Here is a 22,665-nt window from a genome sequence, read left to right on the forward strand (position 1 = left end):
GACACCTGTCACGCGTTGGTGGCCGGGATCTCAGACAGATGTATGACAATGGACCCGGCGGTGCGCCGCGACATCCGCCGGGCGTACGCCGGGGCACCGGCCGGCGCGGTACGCGTGTGGCTCGGCGCGAGGTCGGTGCGAGCGGTGAGGTGTGCGGCGGGCCGGCGTAGTGCGGCGTCGCGCCGATCGGGGTGTGGCGGGTCGGCACGGTGAGCGGCGCCGCACGGGGCGCGGCGGGCTGACGGTGTCGCCGCGCCGGCGTGGTGAGCGGGAGAGATCGTGTGCGAGGCGGGTGCGGACGCTGCGCTCGTACGTGGACGGGGCCGCGCCGAGCGCTCCAGCGGCGCGCGACGGGCCCGGCGTGCGATGGGGACGGTGTGCGGCACGGGGCGGGGCGCGGGGCGCCTGGAGGGGGACGCGGACGGAACGGGGTGAGCGGCGCGGGACGGAGCACGGAGCACGGAGCACGGAGCACGGAGCGCCCAAGGCGGGACACGGGTGGGGCGGGGCCGTCAAGGTGCGGCACGACGGATACGGGGCGACGAGTACGGAGCACGGCAAGCATGAAACGCGGGGAGTGCGTGGAACACCTCAGACATCCGCGGTGCCGGCGCACCGCTCGCCCGCCCCGGCCCCAGGGCCCACGGAACTGACAGGACCCACCGGACCGACAGGACGAGCCGACCACGGCTGACGCGCCGGGTGCCATCCCGGCGGCGGACCGCCCCGCTACCTTCACCCCTTCCCTCGCGCGCCGCTCGGACGTCGGACGCGCCCGGGGCCCGACCAACCCAGACACCTCGAAGCCCAGCCACCTCGAAGGGGGCCACCCGGCGCATGCGCGGCGACTACCAGCAACTCGTGGACGAGATCTCGGCGACCCTGGGCGCCCCCGCCACCCTGGAGGACCGGGACTTCGGGTTGATCGCTTTCGGGGTGCACGACAGCGACGACGACCTGGCCATGGACCCGGTGCGGACCCGGTCGATCCTCCAGCGCCGTTCGACGGCGGCGGTCCGGGCCTGGTTCGAGGGGTTCGGCATCGCCCGCGCGCAGGCCCCGTTGCGTATTCCGCCGGACCCCGCGGCCGGGGTCTTCATGGGGCGTATCTGCCTGCCGGTGCGGCACCGGGGCATCGTGCACGGCTACGTGTGGCTGCTCGACGACGGCCATCTCGCCGACCTCGAACTCGGCCGGCCCGGCACACCCGTCGACGCCCGGCTCGCGCAGGCCATGGAGACGACGGCGCGCATCGGTGCCCTGCTGGCGGCCGAGGCGCGCAGCGGGGCGGAGCTCGGCGAGCTGCTCCGGGCACTCCTGGTGGGGCCGCCATCGGGGCGGGACGAGGCGGAGGCCGCCCTGCGCGAGGCGCTGCGCTCCACGGCGCGCGGCCCGCTGGCCGTCGTCGCGGTCACACCCTGGGACGCCGAGAACCCGGCGGAGGCCGGCCCTCTGCCCAACCTGTCCGGGCTCGCCGCGGTCTGCGCCATCACGGGCCAGCCCCGGCCCGCGACCTCGCGTGCCGCCGGGGTGGCGGGCACGCCGCGCGCACCCAGAGCGAGCCTGGCCGCGCTGGTACGGCTGCGGTCGGCCAGCTCTCTGGAACCGGCGCGCGCGGCGGCGGAGCAACTGCTGCGTTCACCGCGCGCGGCGGGCGCCGAACACGGAGCGGGCCCCGGCGCGGGCGACGGCCCCGGGCGGGGCACCACGGAGGGCGCGCGGAGTGCGGAGCAGGGGGCGGGCCCGGCGACGAACACGGCGAGCGAGCCGGCGCCGGCCGGGACGGGGCCCGGAGCACGGGGCACGGGGCGCGCGACCCGGGGCGCACCGGCCAAGGGTGACACCACGCCCACCGCGCGGCACGCGGCACGGGGCGCCGCGGCGGGGGTGAGCGACGTACGCCGCGAGCTGACGGAGTTGCCGGCCGCGTGGCGCGAGGCGCTGGCCGCCGCGCGTGCGGCGCGCGCCGACGAGCGGTTCGGGCCCGTCGTCAACTGGGCGGACGTCGGCCCCTACCGGCTGCTGACCGGCCTGCCGTCCACCGACCCGGACCCAGCCGTACGCCCCCTCCTGGAGCACGGCCACGCGGAACTGGCGCGCACGGCGGAGGAGTTCCTGGACCGAGCCGGCCAGGCGGGTCGCACCGCGCAGGCTCTCGGCATCCACCGGCAGACGCTCTACTACCGGCTGTCCCGCGTGGAACAGCTCACCGGCCTCGACCTGGACGCCGGCGAGGACCGGCTCCTGCTCCACATGGCGCTGAAGAAGGCCCGCCTGACCCGCGCCTAGCACACGCCACCGACACCACGCCCCGAACCCGACCGCCCAGCACCCCAGGGCCCCGTGCCCCGTCCCCCGCGCTCCGTTCCGAGGCCGCCCCACCCCGTGGCCCCAGTCATGCGCCACGCCCTGGCCGACGGGCGCCCCCGCCCCGTAGCTCTTGCGCTCCGTGGCCCCGTGCCCCGTGCCCCGTGCCCCGTGCCCCCAGGGAGGGTGCGGCACTCCGTCCACGTGTCCCGCGCGGGGCCAGCCGCCCCCCGCCACCTACAGCCGACACTCCGCCCCGCCCACGCCCCGCACCCCGTACGAACGACGCACCGGACCTACCCCGCCCCACGCGGAAAACCCCGTACTCCACTCCCTCAAACGGGCCACGCCCCGCCCCGCCCGGCACCCCAGCCGTCGCGCGAGCCCCGTCCCACACCTCGTACTCCGCGAGACAGCCCGCCCCGTACTCCGCGCGAGAATCGCCGCCCCTCCCCCGTCGCACTCGCCCCGTCCCGGCACGCGCCGCCTCACGCCTCGCCCAGCGGGCGGCCCACGCGCCCGGGGCCCGCGACGACACCCGGCACCACCGGGCGGGCCCGTACCCGTCGCCGCGAGCCCGCCCCACCGCACGAAGCCCCCAGCGCAACCAGTCAGCCAGCCGGTGCGCAGGCCGGCCGGCGGGCTGACAGACGCCTAGCCGAGGTGGGCCGGCGTGGGGTCGGTGTCCTTCGCGGTGGTGGTGTCGCGGCGGGGGCGGGGGGTGTTCATGAGGAGGCCCACCAGCACCGCCGCCGTGGCGAGGATCAGCGCGGCCACGACGAACGCGTCCGAGAAGCCCTCGGTCAGGGCCTGCTTGGCGACCTGGGGGGTGGGCGGGTGGTGGGCGGCGAGGTAGTCGGAGGTGGTGCTGGCGGCGATGGTGTTGAGCAGGGCGGTGCCGATCGAGCCGCCGATCTGCTGGGCCGTGGTGACCGAGGCGGAGGCGATGCCCGTGTCCTCGGGGCGTACGCCGTGCGTGGCGTAGTTCATCGCCGGGGCCATCACCAGCCCCATGCCCATGCCGACCAGGAGTTCGGCGGGCAGCACCCCGCCGGCGTACGAGCTGTCCGGGCTCAGGGGGATCAGCCAGGCCACGCCCGAGGCGGAGAGCAGGAGCCCCGGTGCCACCAGGGCACGGGGCGGGACCCGGGGGATCAGGCGCGTGGCGACGCCGCCCGCGCCGAACAGCACGCCGGCCGTCAGCGGCAGGAAGGCCACCCCGGTGACGACCGCCGAGTAGTCCTTGACGGTCTGCAGGTAGTAGGTGAGGAAGAGGAACATCGCGAACATGCCGACCATCGACAGGCCCACCGCCAGGTAGGCCCCGCCACGGGTGCGGTCGAGAACCACCCGGAGCGGCAGCAGCGGCGTACGGGCCCGCGCCTCCGCCACGACGAACGCCGCGAGCAGCAGCACGCCGGCGCCGAGCAGGCCGAGGACGGGGCCGGAGTCCCAGCCGTCGGACTCCGCCTCGCTGCACCCGTAGACCACGGCCACCAGGCCGGCGACGGCCAGCAGCACCCCGGGTATGTCGAAGCGGGCCCGCTTCCCGCCGGTGGGGGTGTCGGCGGGCAGGGCGTACCAGCCGAAGAGGGCACCGATGGCGATGGGGACGTTGACGTACAGGCACCAGCGCCAGGTGAGGTACTCGGTGAGCAGGCCGCCGAGGACGAGGCCGAGGGCGCCGCCACCGGCGGCGATGGCACCGAAGATACCGAACGCCTTGGCGCGTTCCTTCGCCTGTGTGAACATCACGGCGAGGAGCGAGAGGGCGGACGGCGCCAGCAGCGCGGCGAAGGCGCCCTGGAGCGCACGGGCGGCGAGCAGCATGCCGAGGTCGCCCGCGGCACCGCCGAGCGCCGAGGCGCTCGCGAAGCCGGCGAGGCCGATCAGGAAGGCGCGGCGGCGCCCCGTGTAGTCGGCGATGCGCCCGCCGAACAGCAGCAGGCTGCCGAACGCGAGCGTGTACGCCGTGATGACCCACTGCCGGTCTCCGGCGGAGATGTGGAGGTCCTGCTGCGCGGAGGGCAGGGCGATGTTCACGATCGTGATGTCGAGCACGATCATCAGTTGGGCCAGGCCGACGAAGAGCAGCGCGAGCCAGCGTCGTGGGTGCGCGTTCGCGGGAGGCGCGGTGGTGGCGGACGCGGTCGTGGCTGCCGCGTGCGCTCCGGGCGCGGGCTCGGGCTCGGGCGAGCCGCCGGGCTCGCGGTCGCTGACGGACATGGTGTCGCCTCTCTCGTGGGCGGGTGGTGCGGTGCGTGGGGCGGGCCCGGGGCCCGGCCCGGGTCAGGCGAGGGGGCCCGGGGCGGCCTGGTCGCCGATCAGTCGGGCCCTGATCCGCCGGAACCAGCCGAGGCCGACGGCGGGGCCGGGCAGCACGGCGCGCCGGTCGCTGGTGCCGGGGGCGCGCAGCCCGTCGAGGTAGATCTCCAGCTGCCGGTGGGCGAGGTCGCCGTCCTCGGCGAGCTGCCCGCCGACCAGCGGCCGGGAGAGCCGCATCAACATCAGCGGGATGTCGCCGAAGCACACGTCGGGCCGGAGCGTGCCATCGGCGTGAGCCCGGGCGAGCAGGTCGCGGACCGGTTCGACGGCGTCCTGGCGTACCCCGTCGAGCACCTCGTCGGCGGCGACGCGTCCGACGAGCGCGGGCATGACGGAGCCGAGTTTGAGGTCGAGTGCCGCGTGGGTGAAGGCGCGCAGCGCCTCGAACGGCTCCGCCTCGCTCTCGCGCGCGGCGAGCGCGGCCTCGCCCAGCGCCGTCAGGACGTCGACGGCCACGCCCCGGACCAGGTCCGAGCGGTCGGGGAAGCGCCGGTAGAGGGTGGCGGCCCCGACGCCCGCGCGCCGGGCGATCTCGTCCAGCGGGGCGTCGGGCCCCTGTGCGGCGAAGACCTCGCGGGCCGCGCACAGGATCTGTTCGCGGTTGCGGCGGGCGTCGGCCCGCATGCGCGCGGGCTCCGGGTCGGTGGTGGGGGCGCGGTCGGGGGCCACGGGCTTCCTCCTGGGCGGGTCGGGGGCGGTGCGCGCGGCGCGCGACGGGTCGCCTACGCGCGGCGGCGAACCGCGCACACCCCGTAGGTGGACAGTTTTTCTCCACTTCGACCAGCGTAGGGCCTGCCACGAATAAATTCATCGCCTGTTGAGTATCTGGGCGCGAAAAAACCGGGCCCGCATCGCCCTCGCGATGCGGACCCGGTCACCTCACTTCCACGAAACCCGCTCTGACCAGCCCGTACGCCGCCGAATCCGCTCCGGGGGCCGCCTGGTAGTGGCTCGGCCGGCATGCTCACGGCCGTTCGCGGCGCCGCGTCGAGACCCGCACCGACGCCCGGTTCAGCGCCCGTGCCGGCCACGGCACCGGCCACGGCCCGGCGTCACGCCGGGCGCCACGGCCGCGCTCGCCCACGGAGCGCGGCTCGCGCCACGGCCCCGTGGGCGCCCCGTCGTCAGTCCGCGAGGTTGATCGCGCGCGCCGACGTCGCGCCGATCTCCACGGCGATCTCGGCCATCACCGAGGCCGGAATCGAGTCGTCCACGGTCAGCGCGACGACCGCCTCGCCGCCCGCCGTCGACCGGGAGACCTGCATGCCGGCGATGTTGATCCCGGCCTCGCCCAACACCCGGCCGAGCGTGCCGACCACGCCGGGGCGGTCCCCGTAGCGCAGCACGGCCATGTGGTCGGCGAGCGCGAGGTCGATGTCGTGGTCGCCGACCGCGACGATCTTCTGCTGGTGCTTCGGGCCGGCCAGCGTGCCCGAGATGGACACCTCCTGGCCGTCGGCGAGCGTGCCGCGCACGGTCACCACGTTCCGGTGCTCCGGCGACTCGGAGCTCGTCGTCAGCCGCACCTCGACGCCGCGCTCCTGCGCGAACAGCGGGGCGTTGACATACGAGACGGTCTCGGCCACCACGTCCTCGAACACGCCCTTGAGCGCGGAGAGTTCGAGCACCTTCACGTCGTGCTGGGTGATCTCGCCGTAGACCTCCACGTCGAGCCGGACCGCGACCTCGCCGGCCAGCGCCGTGAAGATGCGGCCGAGCTTCTCGGCCAGCGGCAGCCCGGGGCGCACGTCCTCGGCGATGACGCCGCCCTGCACGTTGACCGCGTCCGGGACCAGCTCGCCGGCGAGCGCCAGGCGCACCGACTTGGCGACCGCGATGCCCGCCTTCTCCTGCGCCTCCCCCGTCGAGGCCCCCAGGTGCGGGGTGGCCACGACCTGGTCGAACTCGAAGAGCGGCGAGTCCGTGCACGGCTCGGTGGCGTACACGTCCAGGCCCGCGCCCGCGACGCGCCCCTCCTTCAGCGCCGAGGCCAGCGCCGCCTCGTCCACGATGCCGCCGCGCGCCGCGTTGACGATGCGCACCTCGGGCTTGACCTTGTGCAGCGCCTCGTCGCCGATCAACCCCAGCGTCTCGGGGGTCTTGGGCAGGTGCACCGTGATGAAGTCGGACACGGCGAGCAGTTCGTCCAGCGACAGCAGCTTGACGCCCATCTGCGCCGCCCGCGCGGGCTGCACGTAGGGGTCGTACGCGACGATCTTCATGCCGAAGGCGGACATCCGCTGCGCGACCAGCACGCCGATGCGGCCGAGGCCGACCACGCCCAGCGTCTTCTCGCTGAGCTCGACGCCGGTGTACTTGCTCCGCTTCCACTCGCCGTTCTTCAGGGCCGTGTTGGCCTGCGGGATGTTGCGCGCGGTGGCGACGATCAGGCCGCACGCCAACTCGGCGGCGGTGACGATGTTGGAGGTCGGCGCGTTCACGACCATCACGCCGGCCTTGGTGGCGGCGGCGACATCGACGTTGTCCAGGCCCACTCCGGCGCGGGCGACGACCTTGAGCTTGCGGGCGGCGGCGATGGCCTCGGCGTCCACCTTGGTGGCACTGCGCACGAGGATGGCGTCCACGTCCGCGACGGCGGGGATCAGCTCGGCCCGGTCCGCACCGTTGCAGTGCCGAATCTCGAAGTCGGGGCCGAGGGCGTCGACGGTGGCGGGCGAGAGTTCTTCAGCGATCAGTACGACAGGTTTGCTGGACTTGGCAGTGCTCACGTGGTCCTCAGTCCTCACTAGTCCTTTGCGGACGGCCGTCCCAACGGCCGAAGGCGGTGAAGGGGTCAGCCGCGTGGAAGACGCACGACGCTGTGAGCCTGACGCGCTTGTGGAAGCAGTGTAGTGGCGTACGGGCTCACGGCTGCCGTCGTCGCACAACATCGCCCGGTTATGACCGGGCCCTCTGGACAACGTCGTCAGAGCCGCCCCGTACGCGGTGCGCCACGCGGGCCGCGCCCCCTGGCCCCGCTCCGTCGGGGCCGGCCGCCCACGCCCGTGACCTGGTACGACGCGATCGGAGCCGCGCGTGGTGCGGACCGCTGACGACACGGGTCGGCGGGGTCGGCGCCCGTACGGCCACCGGGCGCTGGCAAGACCGCGCGCACCGTGCGGGGGCGCCGCGACGGCGCCGTGGGCCCGGGGCCGGTGGTGTGCGGCGGCGGTCGGCGCGGCCCCTCCCGGAACCGGGGCCGCCGCCGGCGCGGCGCGGCCCCGGTTCCGGACGGACGCCCGGGGCGGGCGCTCACCCCGGGCGGGCCGCCCGCGCCCGCGCCGGGTGCGACGCGGGCGGGCGGCGGCCGGGGCGCCGGCCGTCGCCCGCCCGGTCCACGGTGGGCCTACTCGTTGTCGTCGACCCAGCTCATGAGCTTGCGCAGCTCCTTGCCCGTGGTCTCCAGGAGGTGGTCCTGGTCGGCCTTCTTGTACTCGTTGTACTTGGGCAGGCCCGCGTGGTACTCGGCCATCCAGTTCTTGGCGAAGGTGCCGTCCTGGATCTCACCGAGGACCTTCTTCATCTCGGCCTTGGTGGCGTCGTTGACGATGCGCGGACCGGTGACGTAGTCGCCCCACTCGGCGGTCTCCGAGACCGACCAGCGCATCTTCTCCAGACCGCCCTCGTACATCAGGTCCACGATGAGCTTCAGCTCGTGCAGGCACTCGAAGTACGCGATCTCCGGCTGGTAGCCCGCCTCGACCAGGGTCTCGAAGCCGGCCTTGACCAGCGCGGACGCGCCGCCGCACAGCACGGCCTGCTCGCCGAAGAGGTCGGTCTCGGTCTCCTCGGTGAAGGTGGTCTTGATGACGCCGGCGCGGGTGCCGCCGATGGCCTTCGCGTACGAGAGGGCCAGGGCGAAGCCGTTGCCGGTGGCGTCCTGCTCGACGGCCGCGATACACGGCACGCCGCGACCCTCCTCGTACTGGCGGCGCACCAGGTGCCCCGGGCCCTTGGGGGCGACCATGGCGACGTCCACGCCGGCCGGGGGCTTGATGAAGCCGTACCGGATGTTGAGGCCGTGCCCGAAGAAGAGCGCGTCGCCGTCCTTGAGGTTGTCCTTGACGGACTCCTCGTAGACCTTGCCCTGGATCGGGTCCGGCACCAGCATCATGATCACGTCGGCCTCGGCGGCGGCCTCGGCCGGGGTCGTCACGCGCAGCCCCTGCTCCTCGGCCTTGACCCGGGACGCCGAGCCCTCGTGCAGGCCCACCCGGACGTCGACGCCCGAGTCGCGCAGGGACAGCGCGTGGGCGTGGCCCTGGCTGCCGTAGCCGAGGACCGCGACCTTGCGGCCCTGGATGATGGACAGGTCGGCGTCGTTGTCGTAGAAGAGCTCGGCCACTTCGGGTATCTCCTAGCGTTTGGGTGGTGCGGCCCACCGTATGACGGCTGGGCTGGGGAGGGTTCGGGGGTCTTACTATCCGGTCCCCACGGGGCCGGTCGGATGCCGCCGAGGGTGGGGCGGTCGCGGCCGGCCCGCAGTGCGGACCCTCAGAGGCGTACGCGGTGGCGTACGGGGCGCGCGGTCGGGCGCGGTGGTGCGATGTCGCGGTGGTACGGCGCCGTCGGGGCCCGGGGATGGGGGCCCGGTGGGCTACGCGGAGCGGTCGAGGGCGCGCAGGCTCCGGTCGGTGATGGAGCGCGCGCCCCGGCCGATGGCGATGGTGCCGGACTGCACGAGCTCCTTGATGCCGAAGGGCTCCAGCATCTTGAGCATGGCCTCCAGCTTGTCGCTGCCGCCGGTGGCCTCGATGGTGACGGCCTCCGGGGAGACGTCCACGGTCTTGGCGCGGAAGAGCTGGACGATCTCCACGACCTGGGAGCGCGTCTCGTTGTCGGCCCGGACCTTCACCAGGACGAGTTCGCGGTGGATGGCCGAGCTGTCCTCCAGCTCCACGATCTTGAGCACGTTGACGAGCTTGTTGAGCTGCTTGGTGACCTGTTCCAGGGGCAGTTCCTCGACATTGACCACGATGGTGATGCGGGAGATGTCGGGGTGCTCGGTGACGCCCACGGCGAGGGAGTCGATGTTGAACCCGCGGCGCGAGAACAGCGCGGCGATCCGGGCGAGGATGCCGGGGGTGTTCTCCACCAGAACGGAGAGCGTGTGCTTGGACATGGGGCGTGTCTCTCTTCTCGGCTTGCGCTCGGCCTGGTGCTCAGTCGTCTTCGTTGTCGCCGAAGTCCGGGCGAACCCCACGGGCGGCCATGACCTCGTCGTTGGAGGTTCCCGCCGCGACCATGGGCCAGACCATGGCGTCCTCGTGGACGATGAAGTCCACCACCACGGGGCGGTCGTTGATCGCGTTGGCCTTCTCGATGACGGCGTCGAGCTGGGCCGGGTCGTCGCAACGCAGTCCCACACACCCCATGGCCTCAGCCAGTTTCACGAAATCCGGCACGCGGGTCCCGGTCGGCTTTCCCGCGCCCCCTTCCGCGTCACCGGGGCCGGAATGCAGGATCGTGTTGGAGTAACGCTGGTTGTAGAACAGGGTCTGCCACTGGCGGACCATTCCCAGAGCTCCGTTGTTGATGATGGCGACCTTGATGGGAAGGTCGTTCAGCGCACAGGTGACCAGTTCCTGATTGGTCATCTGGAAGCATCCGTCACCGTCGATCGCCCACACCGTACGCTCCGGCCGGCCGGCCTTCGCTCCCATGGCCGCCGGCACCGCATAACCCATCGTGCCGGCCCCACCGGAATTCAGCCACGTCGCCGGTTCCTCGTACTGAATGAAATGCGAGGCCCACATCTGGTGTTGTCCGACCCCGGCCGCGAAAACCGTTCCCGACGGCGCGAGCTGCCCAATGCGCTCAATCACCTGCTGCGGCGCGAGACTGCCGTCGGCGGGCTGGTCGTAACCCAGCGGATAGGTCTTGCGCCACCGGTCCAGATCCGCCCACCACGCGGCGAGGTCGCCCATATGACCCTCGGCGTGTTCGGCCTGGACCGCCGTCACCAGATCGGCGATGACCTCCCGGGCGTCCCCCACGATCGGCACGTCGGCCAGTCGGTTCTTTCCGATCTCCGCCGGGTCGATATCCGCGTGCACGATCTTCGCCAGCGGCGCGAAGGAATCCAGCCGCCCCGTCACCCGGTCATCGAAGCGGGCGCCCAGCGCGACGATCAGGTCCGCCTTCTGGAGCGCCGTCACCGCCGCCACCGTGCCGTGCATGCCGGGCATGCCCAGGTGCTGGCGGTGGCCGTCGGGGAAGGCGCCGAGCGCCATCAGCGTCGTGGTCACCGGCGCGCCGGTCAGCTCCGCCAGCACCCGCAACTCCGCGCTGGCCTGCGCCTTGAGCACCCCGCCGCCCACGTACAGCACCGGTCTGCGCGCCTGGGTGATCAGCCGGGCGGCCTCCCGGATCTGCTTGGCGTGCGGCTTGGTCACCGGCCGGTACCCCGGCAGTTCCGTCTGCGGCGGCCACGCGAACGTCGTCCGCGCCTGCAACGCGTCCTTCGCGATGTCCACCAGCACCGGGCCCGGTCGGCCCGTGGAGGCCACGTGGAACGCCTCGGCGATCGTGCGCGGAATGTCGTCCGCGTCCGTCACCAACCAGTTGTGCTTGGTGATCGGCATGGTGATGCCACAGATGTCCGCCTCCTGAAAGGCGTCGGTACCGATGGCCTGCGAGGCGACCTGCCCGGTGATGGCGACCAGCGGCACGGAATCCATGTGCGCGTCGGCGATCGGGGTGACCAGATTGGTCGCGCCGGGCCCGGATGTCGCCATACACACCCCGACCTTCCCGGTCGCCTGGGCATATCCCGTCGCGGCATGTCCCGCGCCCTGTTCGTGGCGCACCAGTACGTGGCGGACCCGCGAGGAATCCATCATGGGGTCGTACGCGGGCAGGATCGCTCCGCCGGGAATTCCGAAGACGACGTCGGCTCCCACCTCCTCAAGCGAACGAATGAGGGACTGCGCACCCGTGACGTTCTCGGGAGTAACGGTCTGCTGTCCGTTTCGGGCCCGCGGCTGGGGATGGGGAGCCCCGGTGGCCTGCTCGGTCATCGGCATTCTCTTCTCGAAGATGAGGGGTGGTGCGGGGGTGAAAGTGCGTCAGGCAACAAAAAACCCCTCGTGCCGTGAGGCAATCGAGGGGAGCGCGTCGGGAGGAGGTCCGCAGGGCCTTTGTGGCCCTGCTCAGCCGACGCGCTGTCCAAGTACGAGAATTCGGGTGCGCATGGCTCTGACCCTCCCCCCGTCGCCTAGCGAGTGTCAAGTGGGTGGGACGGGCGTCTCATTATTTGAACGCAAGGGCGTATGTGCCAGCGGCTCGTGCCGTCGCGTTCCGTGTGATCCGCTGTGCCGCACCGGCACGGCCCCGCCCACCAGCGCGGGCGGTTCCAGCCGCTGCTCGGGGGCGCGCAGGTCGGCCATGAGGTCGGCCCGCGAGACCAGTCGCGGCTCCGGTCGCGGGAGCGGATAGTCGCCCACCGTGAGCGCGCGGCGCAGTCGGTGCTCGTCCAGCGGGCCGCAGAAGACCGTGCCCTGGGCGTGGGTGCAGCCCATGGCGCGCAGGGCCGCCAGCTGCTCGGGCAGGTCGACACCCTCGGCCGTGACCTGGGTGCCGAGGTCGTTGGCGATCCGCAGCAGCCCTGCGGTGATCTTGTAGAGCCGGGCCGACTCCAGCACGCCCTCGACCAGGGTGGGATCGAGTTTGACCAGGTCGATGGGGAGTTTGCGAAGGGCGTTGATCGCGGCATACCCGCTGCCGAACCCGTCCAGGGCGATGCGCACGCCCAGCCGGCGCAGGGCCATGAGCCGGTGCTCCAGGTCCTCCAGCGGCATCCGGGGGTCGCTTTCGGACAACTCGATGATGAGGTTGCCGGACGGGAGGCCGTGCTCGACGAGCAGGCCCTCGACCGTCTTGGGCGGGACCGCCCGGTCCGCCAGGTGGCTCGCGGGCAGCCGTACGGACACCGCCACCAGGTGTCCGGCCCGCCGCCGCCGGGCGGCCTGCCGGATGGCCTCCTCCAGCGTCCAACGGCTGAGCTCGGCGCTGCGCGCGGCGTCCTCGCCGCCACCGCGCCCGTCACTCCGACCGGCGCCGGCGCCGGTGCCGGTGACGCGGAGGAACTCGGCCGGGGTGAACAGGATGCCCTGCGCGGAGCGCCAGCGCGGCTGCGCGGACACGGCGGTGATCCGCCCGCTGTTGACGTCGACGACGGGCTGGTGCAGCAGCACGAACTCGCCGTCCTTGAGCGCCGTACGCAACCGCGTGGCCATCTCGGCGCGGCGGGCGACGTCGGCCTGCATCTGCGGCGCGTAGAGCTCGACCCGGTTCTTGCCGCCCGACTTCGCCCGGTACATCGCCAGGTCGGCGTTGCGCATCAGGTCCCCCGGGCTGATGCCGGGCTCGGCGAAGGCCACGCCGATGCTGGCGGCCACGCGCACCTCGGTGCCCTGCACGCGGTAGGGGCGGGAGAGGGCGATACGCAGCCGCTCGGCGATGTCGTGCACGCGGTACTCGTGGGCGGCGTGGTCGGGGCCACCGTCGCCCATGATGAGCGCGGCGAACTCGTCGCCGCCGAGCCGGGCGGCGACGTCACCGGAGCGCACCGACTCCTGGAGCCGGCGGGCGGCCTGGACGAGCAGTTCGTCGCCGGCCTGGTGGCCGACGGTGTCGTTGACCGCCTTGAAGCCGTCGAGGTCGATGTAGAGCACGGCGGTGCCCGCGTCGGTACGCCGTCGGCCGCCCAGCGCCTGCCGCACCCGGTGGGTGAACAGGGCCCGGTTGGGCAGGTCGGTGAGCGGGTCGTGCTCGGCGTTGTGCTGGAGCTGTGCCTGGAGCCGGACACGCTCGGTGACGTCCCGGCTGTTGAGGATCAGCCCGCCGTGGTGCCGGTTGATGGTGGACTCGACGTTCAGCCAGTCGCCGTTGCCGGAGCGGAAGCGGCACTCGATGCGGGTGGTGGGCTCCTTGCTGGGGGTGGCGGCCAGGAACCTGCGCACCTCGTGCACCACCGAGCCCAAGTCCTCGGGGTGGATGAGGGAGGCGAGCTCGGAGCCGGTCAGCTCCTCGGCGTCGCGGCCGTAGACGCCGGAGGCGGCCGGGCTCACGTAGCGCAGTATGCCGGTGGGCGCGGCGATCATGATGACGTCGCTGGAGCCCTGCACCAGGGAGCGGAAGTGGTTCTCCTTCTGCGCCAGCTCCTGGGTCAGGGTGATGTTGTCCATCAGCATGATGGCCTGCCGCACGACCAGGGCCAGCACGACGGTGCAGCCGGTGAAGAGCACGACCTGGTCCACCGCGCGGCCGTTGAGCACGTTGTAGATGATGCCCAGGACGCAGACACTGGCGGCCAGGTAGGGCGTCAGGGCGGTCAGCGAGTTGGCGATGGGGCGCCCGGCGGGCTGCGGTCGGCGTGGGCGCTCCCAGTCGTGGCCGACGTGGACGGACGCCCACGGCGCGTAGGCCAGCAGCAGGGAGCCGGCGAACCAGCCCGCGTCCAGCGGCTGACCCGAGTTGTACTGCTGGCGCAGCAGCGGCGAGGTGAACAGCGCGTCACACAGCACGGTCAGCGCGAGGGCGCCGATGGCGGTGTTGACCGCCGACCGGTTGGCCGAAGAACGCCGGAAGTGGACCGCGAGCACGACGCTGACCAGCGCGATGTCCAGCAGTGGATAGGCCAACGACAGGGCGGTGCGCGCGACGCTCTCGCCGTCGAAGCGCGCCGTGTGCGCGAGGGCCAGGCTCCACGAGAGGGTCAGCAACGACCCCGCGATCAGCCAGGAGTCGAGACTCAGGCACAGCCAACCGGCGCGGTTGACCGGGCGCTTGGCGAGCACGAGCAGGCCCACGATGGCGGGCGGCGCGAACAGCAGGAAGCAGAAGTCGGCGAGCGAGACGGAGGGCACCGGCTGCGCCAGCACCACCTCGTACCAGCCCCAGACGCCGTTGCCCAGGCCCGCCATCAGCGACGAGGCGGCGAACATGAACCACGCCGGCCGGGACGGCCCGGAGCGTGTGCGCGCGTAGAGGAAGCACGAGACGGCGGCGATCAGCGCCGCCACGCACAGCCCGAAGTCGCCCATGATCGTGGCCAGTTCGCGCGATCCCCAGCCGAGCATCGAGCCCGCCGCGTACCCGCCGCACACGAGGGTCAGGAGAAGTTGGTGCATCATTCCGGTGCCGCCGTCCGCCGCCCTCGGGCGGGCGAGCACCCCCGCCCAGGCGCTCACGACGGCACCGCCGTCAGCTCGCGAATCGCCGCGCCGCGGTTCGTCAGGCCGTGTAGTGATCGACGCGTGAGCCGCGTCGGGTCGTTCGTCCATTGGCCGTACATCGCCCGTCGCCCCCCTCGGTTCCGGTCCGTCACGCACGCCGTGCGTTTCGTGGCGTGGGTCCCCGTTCCGGACGATACACCAGGTTAGTCACTCAGGGACATAGGTCATCTACGCAGCGTAATCGAGGAGGGCGATGCCGACACTTTGCGCAATCACGCGATTCCGCAGTGTGCCGGAAGTGTGGATTCCGGGCGCTGCGGCGCTGGGATTCAGCCAGCCGTCACGACCACGTTGCGCAGGGGCTCCCCTGCCGCGAACCGGTGGAGTTGGTCCCGGAGCATCCGGCGGGCGCGTGGCAGGAAGGCGGAGGAAGGGCCACCCACGTGTGGGGTGACGAGGACCCCTGGAGCGTGCCACAACGGGTGCCCCGCCGGCAGTGGTTCGGGGTCGGTGACGTCGAGTGCCGCGCGCAGCCGCCCCGATTCCAGCTCGACGAGGAGGGCCTTGGTGTCCACGATCGCGCCGCGAGCGATGTTCACCAGCAGTGCCCCGTCCTTCATCTGGCCCAGGAAACCCGTGCTGACCAGGGAACGCGTGGCATCGGTCAGCGGCAGTGCCAAGATGACCACGTCCGCCGACGGCAGCAGCTCGGGCAGCGCCGCGAGTGGATGCACGGGGCCGCGCTCGGACTCGCGGGCAGAGCGCGCGACGCGCGCCACCCGCGCACACTCGAAAGGTGTGAGCCGGTCTTCGATCGCCGCACCGATGGCACCGTATCCGACAATAAGCACGGAACGGTCAGCCAGCGCTGGCCGAAATCCGGTGCTCCACCGCTCGGCGTCCTGGGCACGGACGAATCCGGGGATGTCACGCAGCGCAGCCAACGTGAGCGTCAGCGCGAGCTCGGCCGTGCTCGCGTCGTGGACACCGCGCGCGTTGCACAGCTGCGCCCCCGACGGCAGCGTGGCCAGCCCGGACTCCATGTGGTCAACACCGGCGGTGAGGGTCTGCACGACTCGTACGTGGGACATCCCGGCCAGCGGGCGTACGGACGCCTCCGCGCCCTTCATGTACGGAACGCCGTAGAAGACACAGCGCGCCGGATCGGTCGGGTAGTCGCGTTCCGCGTCCCAGAAGGCGTACTCCAGGCCCTCCGGCAGACCCTCGATGTCGTCGGGGGGCAGCGGGAGCCAGACCACGGGGCGGGTGGGTTCACTGTCGTATACAGGCATGACAGGAGGCTATGCGAAGGGTCTCGCGCGCAGACGTTACGTTGGGGGCCGGCACGGGAGGGGTGCGGGCAGGTGGAGCGCAGGACAATCGGTGCGGGGGCGCTGTCGGTGGGCGCCGTCGGTCTCGGGTGCATGCCCATGAGCTGGGGGTACAGCAGCTCCCAGCAGAACGGCGAGAGCTCGTTGCGCACCGTGCACGCCGCGCTCGACCGGGGCGTCAGCCTGTTGGACACCGCCGACATGTACGGCCCCTTCACCAACGAGCTGCTCGTCGGCCGCGTGCTGCGGGAGCGGCGCGACGACGCCTTCGTCTCGACCAAGTGCGGGCTGCTCGTCGGCGAGCAGCACGTGGTCGCCAACGGACGCCCCGGTTATGTGAAGCGGGCCTGTGACGCCTCGCTGCGGCGGCTCCAGACGGACCGGATCGACCTCTACCAGCTCCACCGGGCCGACCCGGAGGTGCCCGTCGAGGAGACCTGGGGGGCCATGGCGGAACTCGTCGCGGCCGGCAAGGTGCGGGCCCTGGGGCTGTGCGCGGTGGGAGCGCGCGGCGAACTGCGCCGTGCCGCCGGGCGCGCGGGGGCCACGGCGGCGGGGCGGCTCCACGACGCGACGATCCGCCAGCTCGAACGGGTGCAGCAGGTGTTCCCGGTCAGCTGTGTGCAGGCCGAGTTGTCGGTGTGGTCGCCGGAGGCGCTGGAGTCGCTCGTGCCGTGGTGCGCCTCGCGCGGCGTCGGCGTCCTGGCGGCGATGCCGCTGGGCAACGGCTACCTCAGTGGCACCCTGACGCCGGGGCAGGGTTTCGAGCCGGAGGACATACGCGCCCGCCATCCGCGTTTCACCGGGGAGATGATGGCCGCCAACCAGCCGATCGTCGTCGGCCTGCGCCGGGTGGCCGAGCGCCACGGGGCCACGGCGGCACAGGTGGCGCTGGCGTGGTTGCTCACGCGCGGCCGGCACATCGTGCCGATCCCCGGTGCCAAGAAGGAACGTTGGGCCGCGGAGAACGCGGAGGCCACGCGGCTGCGCCTGACCAACCGGGACCTGGCGGAGATCGCCGCCCTCCCCCCGGCCCGGGACTCCTGGGACTGAGCGCGCGGCGCCCGGCCCCGGCGGCGTGCGGGAGGCCGGAGCCAGGCGCGTACGGGGCGGGCGGCGACGGCGGGCGGCGAACGGGGCGGCAGGCGGCCTACGGAGCGGCGCCCGGCGCCGAAGGCCACCACCTTCTCCTGGCCGGCCACCTTCCCGTGGGCGGCCAGCCGAGCAGCGCCCCGACCCGAGGCCGGCCACTCGCCCGAAGGCCGGGGCCCCGGCCTTCGGGTGGGGCACGGTGTATAAGAAACCGGGGTCGCGGTGTGGGGCGGGTCTGTGTCGTCTGTTCTGGGGCCGTCCCCGGCCAGTTGCTCGTGTTCTACGGAAGGAACCCCTCGTGCGACGTACCGGTGTCACCGCCGCATTCGCCGCGGCCACGCTGCTGTTCGTGACCGGGTGTTCGGACGGTGGGGGCGACAACCCGCTCTTCGAGCGGTCGCCGGACGCCTCCTCCACCGGCGCCTCCTCCTCCGGCACCGACGGGCCCTCCTCCTCCGCCAGCCCCTCCCACTCCGCCGCGCCCGCGACGGGGACGGCGGAGGTGGTCGCCACGGTGGCGCGCAAGCTGGACACGCCGTGGGGGCTGGTGGAGCTGCCCGACGGCGACCTGCTGGTCTCCTCCCGCGATACGGGCAAGGTGCTGCGGATCGGGGCGGACGACGGCAAGCAGACCGAACTCGGCACCGTGCCCGGCGCCTCGCCCGGCGGCGAGGGCGGGCTCCTCGGGATCGCCGTGTCGCCCACCTTCGGCGCGGACCGCATGCTCTACGCGTACTTCACGACCGAGTCCGACAACCGCGTCGCGCGCATGATCTACGACGAGCGGCGGCCGGCGGGCCAGCAGCTGGGCGCGCCCGACACCGTCCTGAAGGGCGTCCCCAAGGGCACCACCCACAACGGCGGGCGGATCGCGTTCGGCCCCGACAAGATGCTGTACGTGGGCACCGGGGAGAGCGGGGACCGGGGACTGGCCCAGGACAAGGAGTCCCTCGGCGGCAAGATCCTGCGGGTGACGCCGGACGGGGAGCCCGCGGAGGGCAATCCGTCGCCCGACTCGCCCGTCTACTCCTACGGCCACCGCAACGTGCAGGGCCTGGCCTGGGACAAGCAGAAGCGACTGTGGGCCACGGAGTTCGGCCAGGACACCTGGGACGAGCTCAACCTGATCAAGCCGGACGGAAACTACGGCTGGCCCGAGGTGGAGGGCGAGGGGAAGGACGACGAGGCCACGGCGCGGGGCTTCGTGGACCCGGTGGAGCAGTGGAAGACCAGTGACGCCTCACCCAGCGGTATCGCCATCGTCAAGGGCTCCGTGTGGATGGCGGGGCTGGGGGGCGAGCGCCTGTGGCGCATCCCGCTGGACGGCACCCGGCCGGCGGCACGGCCGCAGGAGTTCCTCGTCAAGAAGTACGGGCGGCTGCGTTCCGTACAGGCCGCGGCCGACGGCACGTTGCTGGTGACGACGAGCAACACGGACGGGCGGGGCGATCCCGGCGACCAGGACGACCGCGTCCTTCGTCTGAAGGTGACCTGACCCGCCCCGCCCCGTGGGCCCCCAGGCCCCGTCGCCTCCTCCGCCCGCGCCGCGCGGCCACGGACGGGCCTCGCGTACGGCGGCCACGGTGCCGCGGGGCCAGCGGCGTGGGGGCCCGGGGGACGTGGCCGGTGACCGCCCGGGGGGGCGCACGGCACGGCACGCTGGTGTGTGTGGGGCGGTTACGTCGTTTCCACCGGGGTGACCAGGCGCAGGCGGTGGGCCATGGCCGCCGCCTCGACGCGGCCCGAGACCGCCAGCTTGGACAGGATGTTGGAGACGTGGACGCTGGCCGTCTTCGGGGAGATGAAGAGCTCCTCGGCTATCTGACGGTTGCTGCGGCCGACGGCGACCAGGCGCAGCACGTCGCGCTCGCGCGGGGTGAGCCGGAACGCGTCGGCCGCTTCCTCGGCGCCGGCCCCGCCGTCCGGTGGTCGCGGGCTCGCGCCCGTAGGCGCCGTCGGCTTCTCCCCGAGCCCCGACAAGCCGTCGGGTCGAGGCGACGGCGGCGCGGCCGGCACGGGGCTCTCGGAGCGGGTGGTCGGTTCGGACCCGGCGGTGACCGCGCGGCGGCTCGCGCCCCGCTCCGGCGCGCCCACGGGGCGGGGCCGACCGGCGCCCTCGCGGACCAGCGGGAGTCGGGCGCGCGCGGCCAGCAGGGTGATCGCCTCGCACAGGGGCCGCGCCGCCAGCCGCTCGGCCACCTCGTACGCCCGCGCCAGCAGCGAGGCGGCGTGTGTGCGCGCCGTGCCGACGACGGCGGGCTCGGCGGCCGGATCGGTACCCGGCGCGACGATCACACAGCTGACGGAGGCGGGCTCGGGCACCGTGACCCGGCGCGCGGCCCGGGTGGCGCCCGCCGGGGGCGGCGACGGCGCGTCACCGGCGGCCAGCCGGGCCGCGGCCCAGTGGTAGCGGGCCTGGGCGAGGTGGTACGGGCGGTCCAGGGGGGCGAAGGCGGCGGCGACCTCGCTCCAGTGCGCAGGCGTGTCACGACCCTGGGCACGCAGCAGTTCGGCGGCGACCATGAGGCCGTACGCCCGCCACACCGGCACGGGTTGGGCGAGCCGCTTGGCCGCCGCGTGGACGCGGTCCAGCGCCTCGGCCCGGCCCGGCTCCGCGACGGGCAGACCGCGCGCGTCGGCCTCCGCGCTGGCTGCGGCCAGCAGCAGTTGCCAGGCGTACCGCTGGGTGCCGACCGGGATGCCGGCCTCCAGCGCGTCGACCAGGAGGGCGCGGGCCCGGATGATGTCGCCGTCGAGCGCGGCCAGCATGAGGGCGTGCCGGGTGAGCGTGATCGTGTACTGCGGCTGCGGGTCGTGGGTGCCGTAGAACTCGCGCGCGGCCAGGTGCTGCTCGCGGGCGGTCGCCCAGTCGCCCCGGTCGAAGGCGAGTTGGGCACGCCGGTTGGCGGCCGTGCCGCGCGGCTTGGTGCCCAGGGCGAACCGCTCCGAGTGCTCCACCGCCCGCAGCGCCTCGTCCCAACGCCCCAGCGAGGTCAGCGACTCGGCCATGTTGGCGAACGTCCAGCCCTTGGTGTCCACGAGCCCGAAGCGCTTGGCCGTACGCACCCCCTCGCGGGCGACCTCGACGGCCTCCATCGAGCGGCCGACGCCCTCCAGGGCCGAGGCGAGGTTGACGTGGCAGCGGGCGATGACGCTGATGTGTCCGCCCTCGACGGCGCGGGCGGCGGCGTCGGTCATCTCACCCAGGCCGCCCTCCACGTCGCCCGAGTCGATCATCAGGCTGCCGAGTGTCACCCGGGCGTGGAGTTCCAGTTCGTCGGCGCCGACCAGGCGGGCCAGTTCCACGGCGCGCTCCGCGGTGGAGTAGTTGTCGGGCCCCGGCTCGTGCACCACGAGCCAGCCGGCGGCGGCGGCGAGCACGTCCGCGTGCACGACCGACGGCGGCAGCCCGCGCACCAGTTCCTGGGCGCGGCTCAGCTCGGACCAGCCGTTCCCGCGCGCCAGCCCCTCCATGATCTTGGAGCGCTGGGTCCAGAACCACGCGGCCCGCAGCGGGTCGTGTGTCTCGTCCACGGTGCGCAGCGCGCGCTTGGTGATGGCCAGCGCCCGCTCGCGCTGACCCGAGAGGTGCGCGGCCACGACCACCTCGGCGAGCAGGTCCAGATAGCGCAGCGCGCCGTCCTCGCACACGCCGCAGGCCGGGTAGGCACCCGCCGCGTCCATCGGCCGCTGCGCCGTCCTGATCTCGCGTGGCGCGTCCTCCCACAGCTCCATGGCCCGCTCGAGGAGTCGCAGTTGCTCGGCGTAGGCGTGCCGGCGGCGGGCCTTGACGGACGCGGCGAGCACGGCGGGCAGCGCTTTGGCCGGGTCGTGCGCGTGGTACCAGTAACTGGCGAGCCGCGCCTCGTACTCGTCCGCGCGGACGAGCGTGGGGTCCGCCTCCAGGGCCGTGGCGTACCGGCGGTTGAGGCGGGCGCGCTCGCCGGGGAGCAGGTCGTCGGTGACGGCCTCGCGGACCAGGGCGTGCCGGAAGCGGTAGCCGCTGTCGTCGTCCGTGGGCAGCAGGATGTTGGCCCCGACGGCGCCGCGCAGCGCCTCGATCAGGTCGTCCTCGCCGAGCCGGGCGACGGCCGCGAGCAGCCCGTGCTCCACGCGCGAGCCGCCCTCCGCGACGATCCGCACCACCTGCTGGGTGTCCTCGGGCAGTGCCTCGACCCGCACCAGCAGCAGGTCTCGCAGGGACTCGCTGAGCCCGGTCTGACTGCCGTCGTTGATGCTGTGGGCGATCTCCTCGACGAAGAAGGCGTTGCCGTCGGTCCGCTCGAACACCCGGTCCACCAGCCGCCGGTCGGGTTCGGTGCCGTAGATGCCGGCTATCTGGGCGTGTACCTCGGCGCGGTTGAAGCGGGCCAGCTCGACGCGGCGCACGGTGCGCATCCGGTCGATCTCGGCGATGAAGGGGCGCAGCGGGTGGCGGCGGTGGATGTCGTCGGAGCGGTAGGTGGCGAGGATGACCAACCGGGCGCGCTGCACGGAGCGGAAGAGGTAGCCGAGCAGTTCGCGGGTGGAGCGGTCGGCCCAGTGCAGGTCCTCGACGACCAGGACGAGGGTGCGCTCGGTGGCCAGTCGTTCGAGGAGGCGGGCCGTCAGCTCGAAGAGGCGGGCCCGGCCGTCCTCGTCGCGGGACTCCGGCGCGGTCTCGCCCAGCTCGGGCAGGAGCCGGGCCAGCTCGCCCTCCTGGCCGGCGGCGGCCTGGTCGAGCTCCGCGCCCAACTGCCGGCGCAGGGCGCGCAGCACGGTGGAGACGGGCGCGAACGGCAGGCCGTCGACGCCGATCTCCACACACCCGCCCAGCGCCGTGACCGCTCCCGTCGCGCGGGCGGCGGTCAGGAACTCCTCGGCCAGCCGGGTCTTGCCCACGCCCGCCTCGCCGCCCAGCACCAGCGCCTGGGGCTGCTGGGCGGCGGCACGCGCGAGCGCGTCGGCCAGGGCGTCCAACTCCTTGGCGCGGCCGACGAAGACCGAGCTGACAGACGTGATGTGCACAGAGCCGAGCATCGCACAGGGGTCCGACAACGCGTCGGTGGCGCGGTGCGGTGTGCCCGGCGGCGTACGGGGCGGGGCCGCCGCCGGTGGTGACAGGGTCGCCGGCGGAGCGCTCGACGCGGCGGTACGGGGTGTGCTTGGCGCGGCGGTACGGGGCGCGAGGCCCGGCTCCGTGTGGGGCGCGGAGTCCGGCTCCGTACGGGGCGCGGAGGCGGCGCGGGGCACGGGGCCCGGCGTTGTGTGGGGGCCGGGGTCCGGCTCCGTGCCGTGATCGGGGTGCGCGCTCGCGTGGGGTGCGGGGTCGTCTCCCGTGACGGGGGCGGCCCCGGGCGGGGTGTCGGACACGTTCGGGACTCCGCTGGCGGGACGGGAGGGCGGGGGTGGTGCCCCGTACGGAGCCGTGGGGTGAGGTGGCTCCGTACGGG

General features: G+C 73.4%; 12 protein-coding genes. 3 read left to right on the forward strand and 9 right to left on the reverse strand.

Going from position 1 to position 22,665, the window contains the following annotated elements; translation table 11 throughout:
* The first annotated feature begins 837 nt into the window (after positions 1 to 837).
* The gene (locus tag ACFVFR_RS04335) at positions 838 to 2,289 is read left to right on the forward strand and encodes a helix-turn-helix domain-containing protein (protein WP_383697952.1); all 1,452 of its coding nucleotides are present in this window, start codon (positions 838 to 840) and stop codon (positions 2,287 to 2,289) included.
* A gap of 672 nt (positions 2,290 to 2,961) precedes the next feature.
* Here ACFVFR_RS04335 and ACFVFR_RS04340 read toward each other — a convergent pair.
* The 8 genes from ACFVFR_RS04340 to ACFVFR_RS04375 form a co-directional block, all read right to left on the reverse strand.
* A complete protein-coding gene (locus ACFVFR_RS04340; RefSeq protein ID WP_383697953.1) occupies positions 2,962 to 4,533 on the reverse strand; it encodes an MFS transporter in 1,572 nt (523 codons plus the stop codon).
* A gap of 63 nt (positions 4,534 to 4,596) precedes the next feature.
* Complete coding sequence (locus ACFVFR_RS04345) at positions 4,597 to 5,301, reverse strand: TetR/AcrR family transcriptional regulator (protein WP_383697955.1); 705 nt, start codon at positions 5,299 to 5,301, stop codon at positions 4,597 to 4,599.
* 455 nt (positions 5,302 to 5,756) lie between these two features.
* Positions 5,757 to 7,361 (reverse strand): phosphoglycerate dehydrogenase, encoded by a 1,605-nt coding sequence (serA, locus tag ACFVFR_RS04350; RefSeq protein WP_383697956.1) that lies wholly within the window; start codon positions 7,359 to 7,361, stop codon positions 5,757 to 5,759.
* A gap of 617 nt (positions 7,362 to 7,978) precedes the next feature.
* Entirely contained in the window at positions 7,979 to 8,977 is a 999-nt protein-coding gene (gene ilvC / locus ACFVFR_RS04355; RefSeq protein ID WP_383697958.1) for a ketol-acid reductoisomerase, read from the reverse strand.
* Positions 8,978 to 9,229: 252 nt separating this feature from the next.
* On the reverse strand, positions 9,230 to 9,754 hold the full coding sequence (gene ilvN / locus ACFVFR_RS04360) for an acetolactate synthase small subunit (RefSeq protein WP_176164298.1): 525 nt from the start codon (positions 9,752 to 9,754) through the stop codon (positions 9,230 to 9,232).
* 40 nt (positions 9,755 to 9,794) lie between these two features.
* Positions 9,795 to 11,657 carry an acetolactate synthase large subunit gene (locus tag ACFVFR_RS04365; protein ID WP_383697960.1) on the reverse strand — a complete coding sequence of 621 codons (1,863 nt, stop codon included), beginning with the start codon at positions 11,655 to 11,657 and terminating at the stop codon, positions 9,795 to 9,797.
* A 201-nt stretch (positions 11,658 to 11,858) separates the two neighbouring features.
* Entirely contained in the window at positions 11,859 to 14,768 is a 2,910-nt protein-coding gene (locus ACFVFR_RS04370; RefSeq protein WP_383698067.1) for a putative bifunctional diguanylate cyclase/phosphodiesterase, read from the reverse strand.
* A 371-nt stretch (positions 14,769 to 15,139) separates the two neighbouring features.
* Positions 15,140 to 16,102, reverse strand: coding sequence for a 2-hydroxyacid dehydrogenase (locus ACFVFR_RS04375; protein ID WP_383697961.1), 963 nt, complete (start codon positions 16,100 to 16,102; stop codon positions 15,140 to 15,142).
* A gap of 72 nt (positions 16,103 to 16,174) precedes the next feature.
* Between ACFVFR_RS04375 and ACFVFR_RS04380 the strand changes: the two genes are divergently transcribed.
* On the forward strand, positions 16,175 to 17,194 hold the full coding sequence (locus ACFVFR_RS04380) for an aldo/keto reductase (RefSeq protein WP_383697963.1): 1,020 nt from the start codon (positions 16,175 to 16,177) through the stop codon (positions 17,192 to 17,194).
* 337 nt (positions 17,195 to 17,531) lie between these two features.
* Positions 17,532 to 18,728 (forward strand): PQQ-dependent sugar dehydrogenase, encoded by a 1,197-nt coding sequence (locus tag ACFVFR_RS04385; RefSeq protein WP_383697965.1) that lies wholly within the window; start codon positions 17,532 to 17,534, stop codon positions 18,726 to 18,728.
* Between the two features lie 182 nt (positions 18,729 to 18,910).
* Here ACFVFR_RS04385 and ACFVFR_RS04390 read toward each other — a convergent pair whose 3' ends face one another.
* Positions 18,911 to 22,252 (reverse strand): AAA family ATPase, encoded by a 3,342-nt coding sequence (locus tag ACFVFR_RS04390; protein WP_383697967.1) that lies wholly within the window; start codon positions 22,250 to 22,252, stop codon positions 18,911 to 18,913.
* Positions 22,253 to 22,665: the final 413 nt, after the last annotated feature.

Origin of the sequence: Streptomyces sp. NPDC057702 (assembly GCF_042799315.1) — a bacterium.
Lineage (GTDB): Bacteria > Actinomycetota > Actinomycetes > Streptomycetales > Streptomycetaceae > Streptomyces.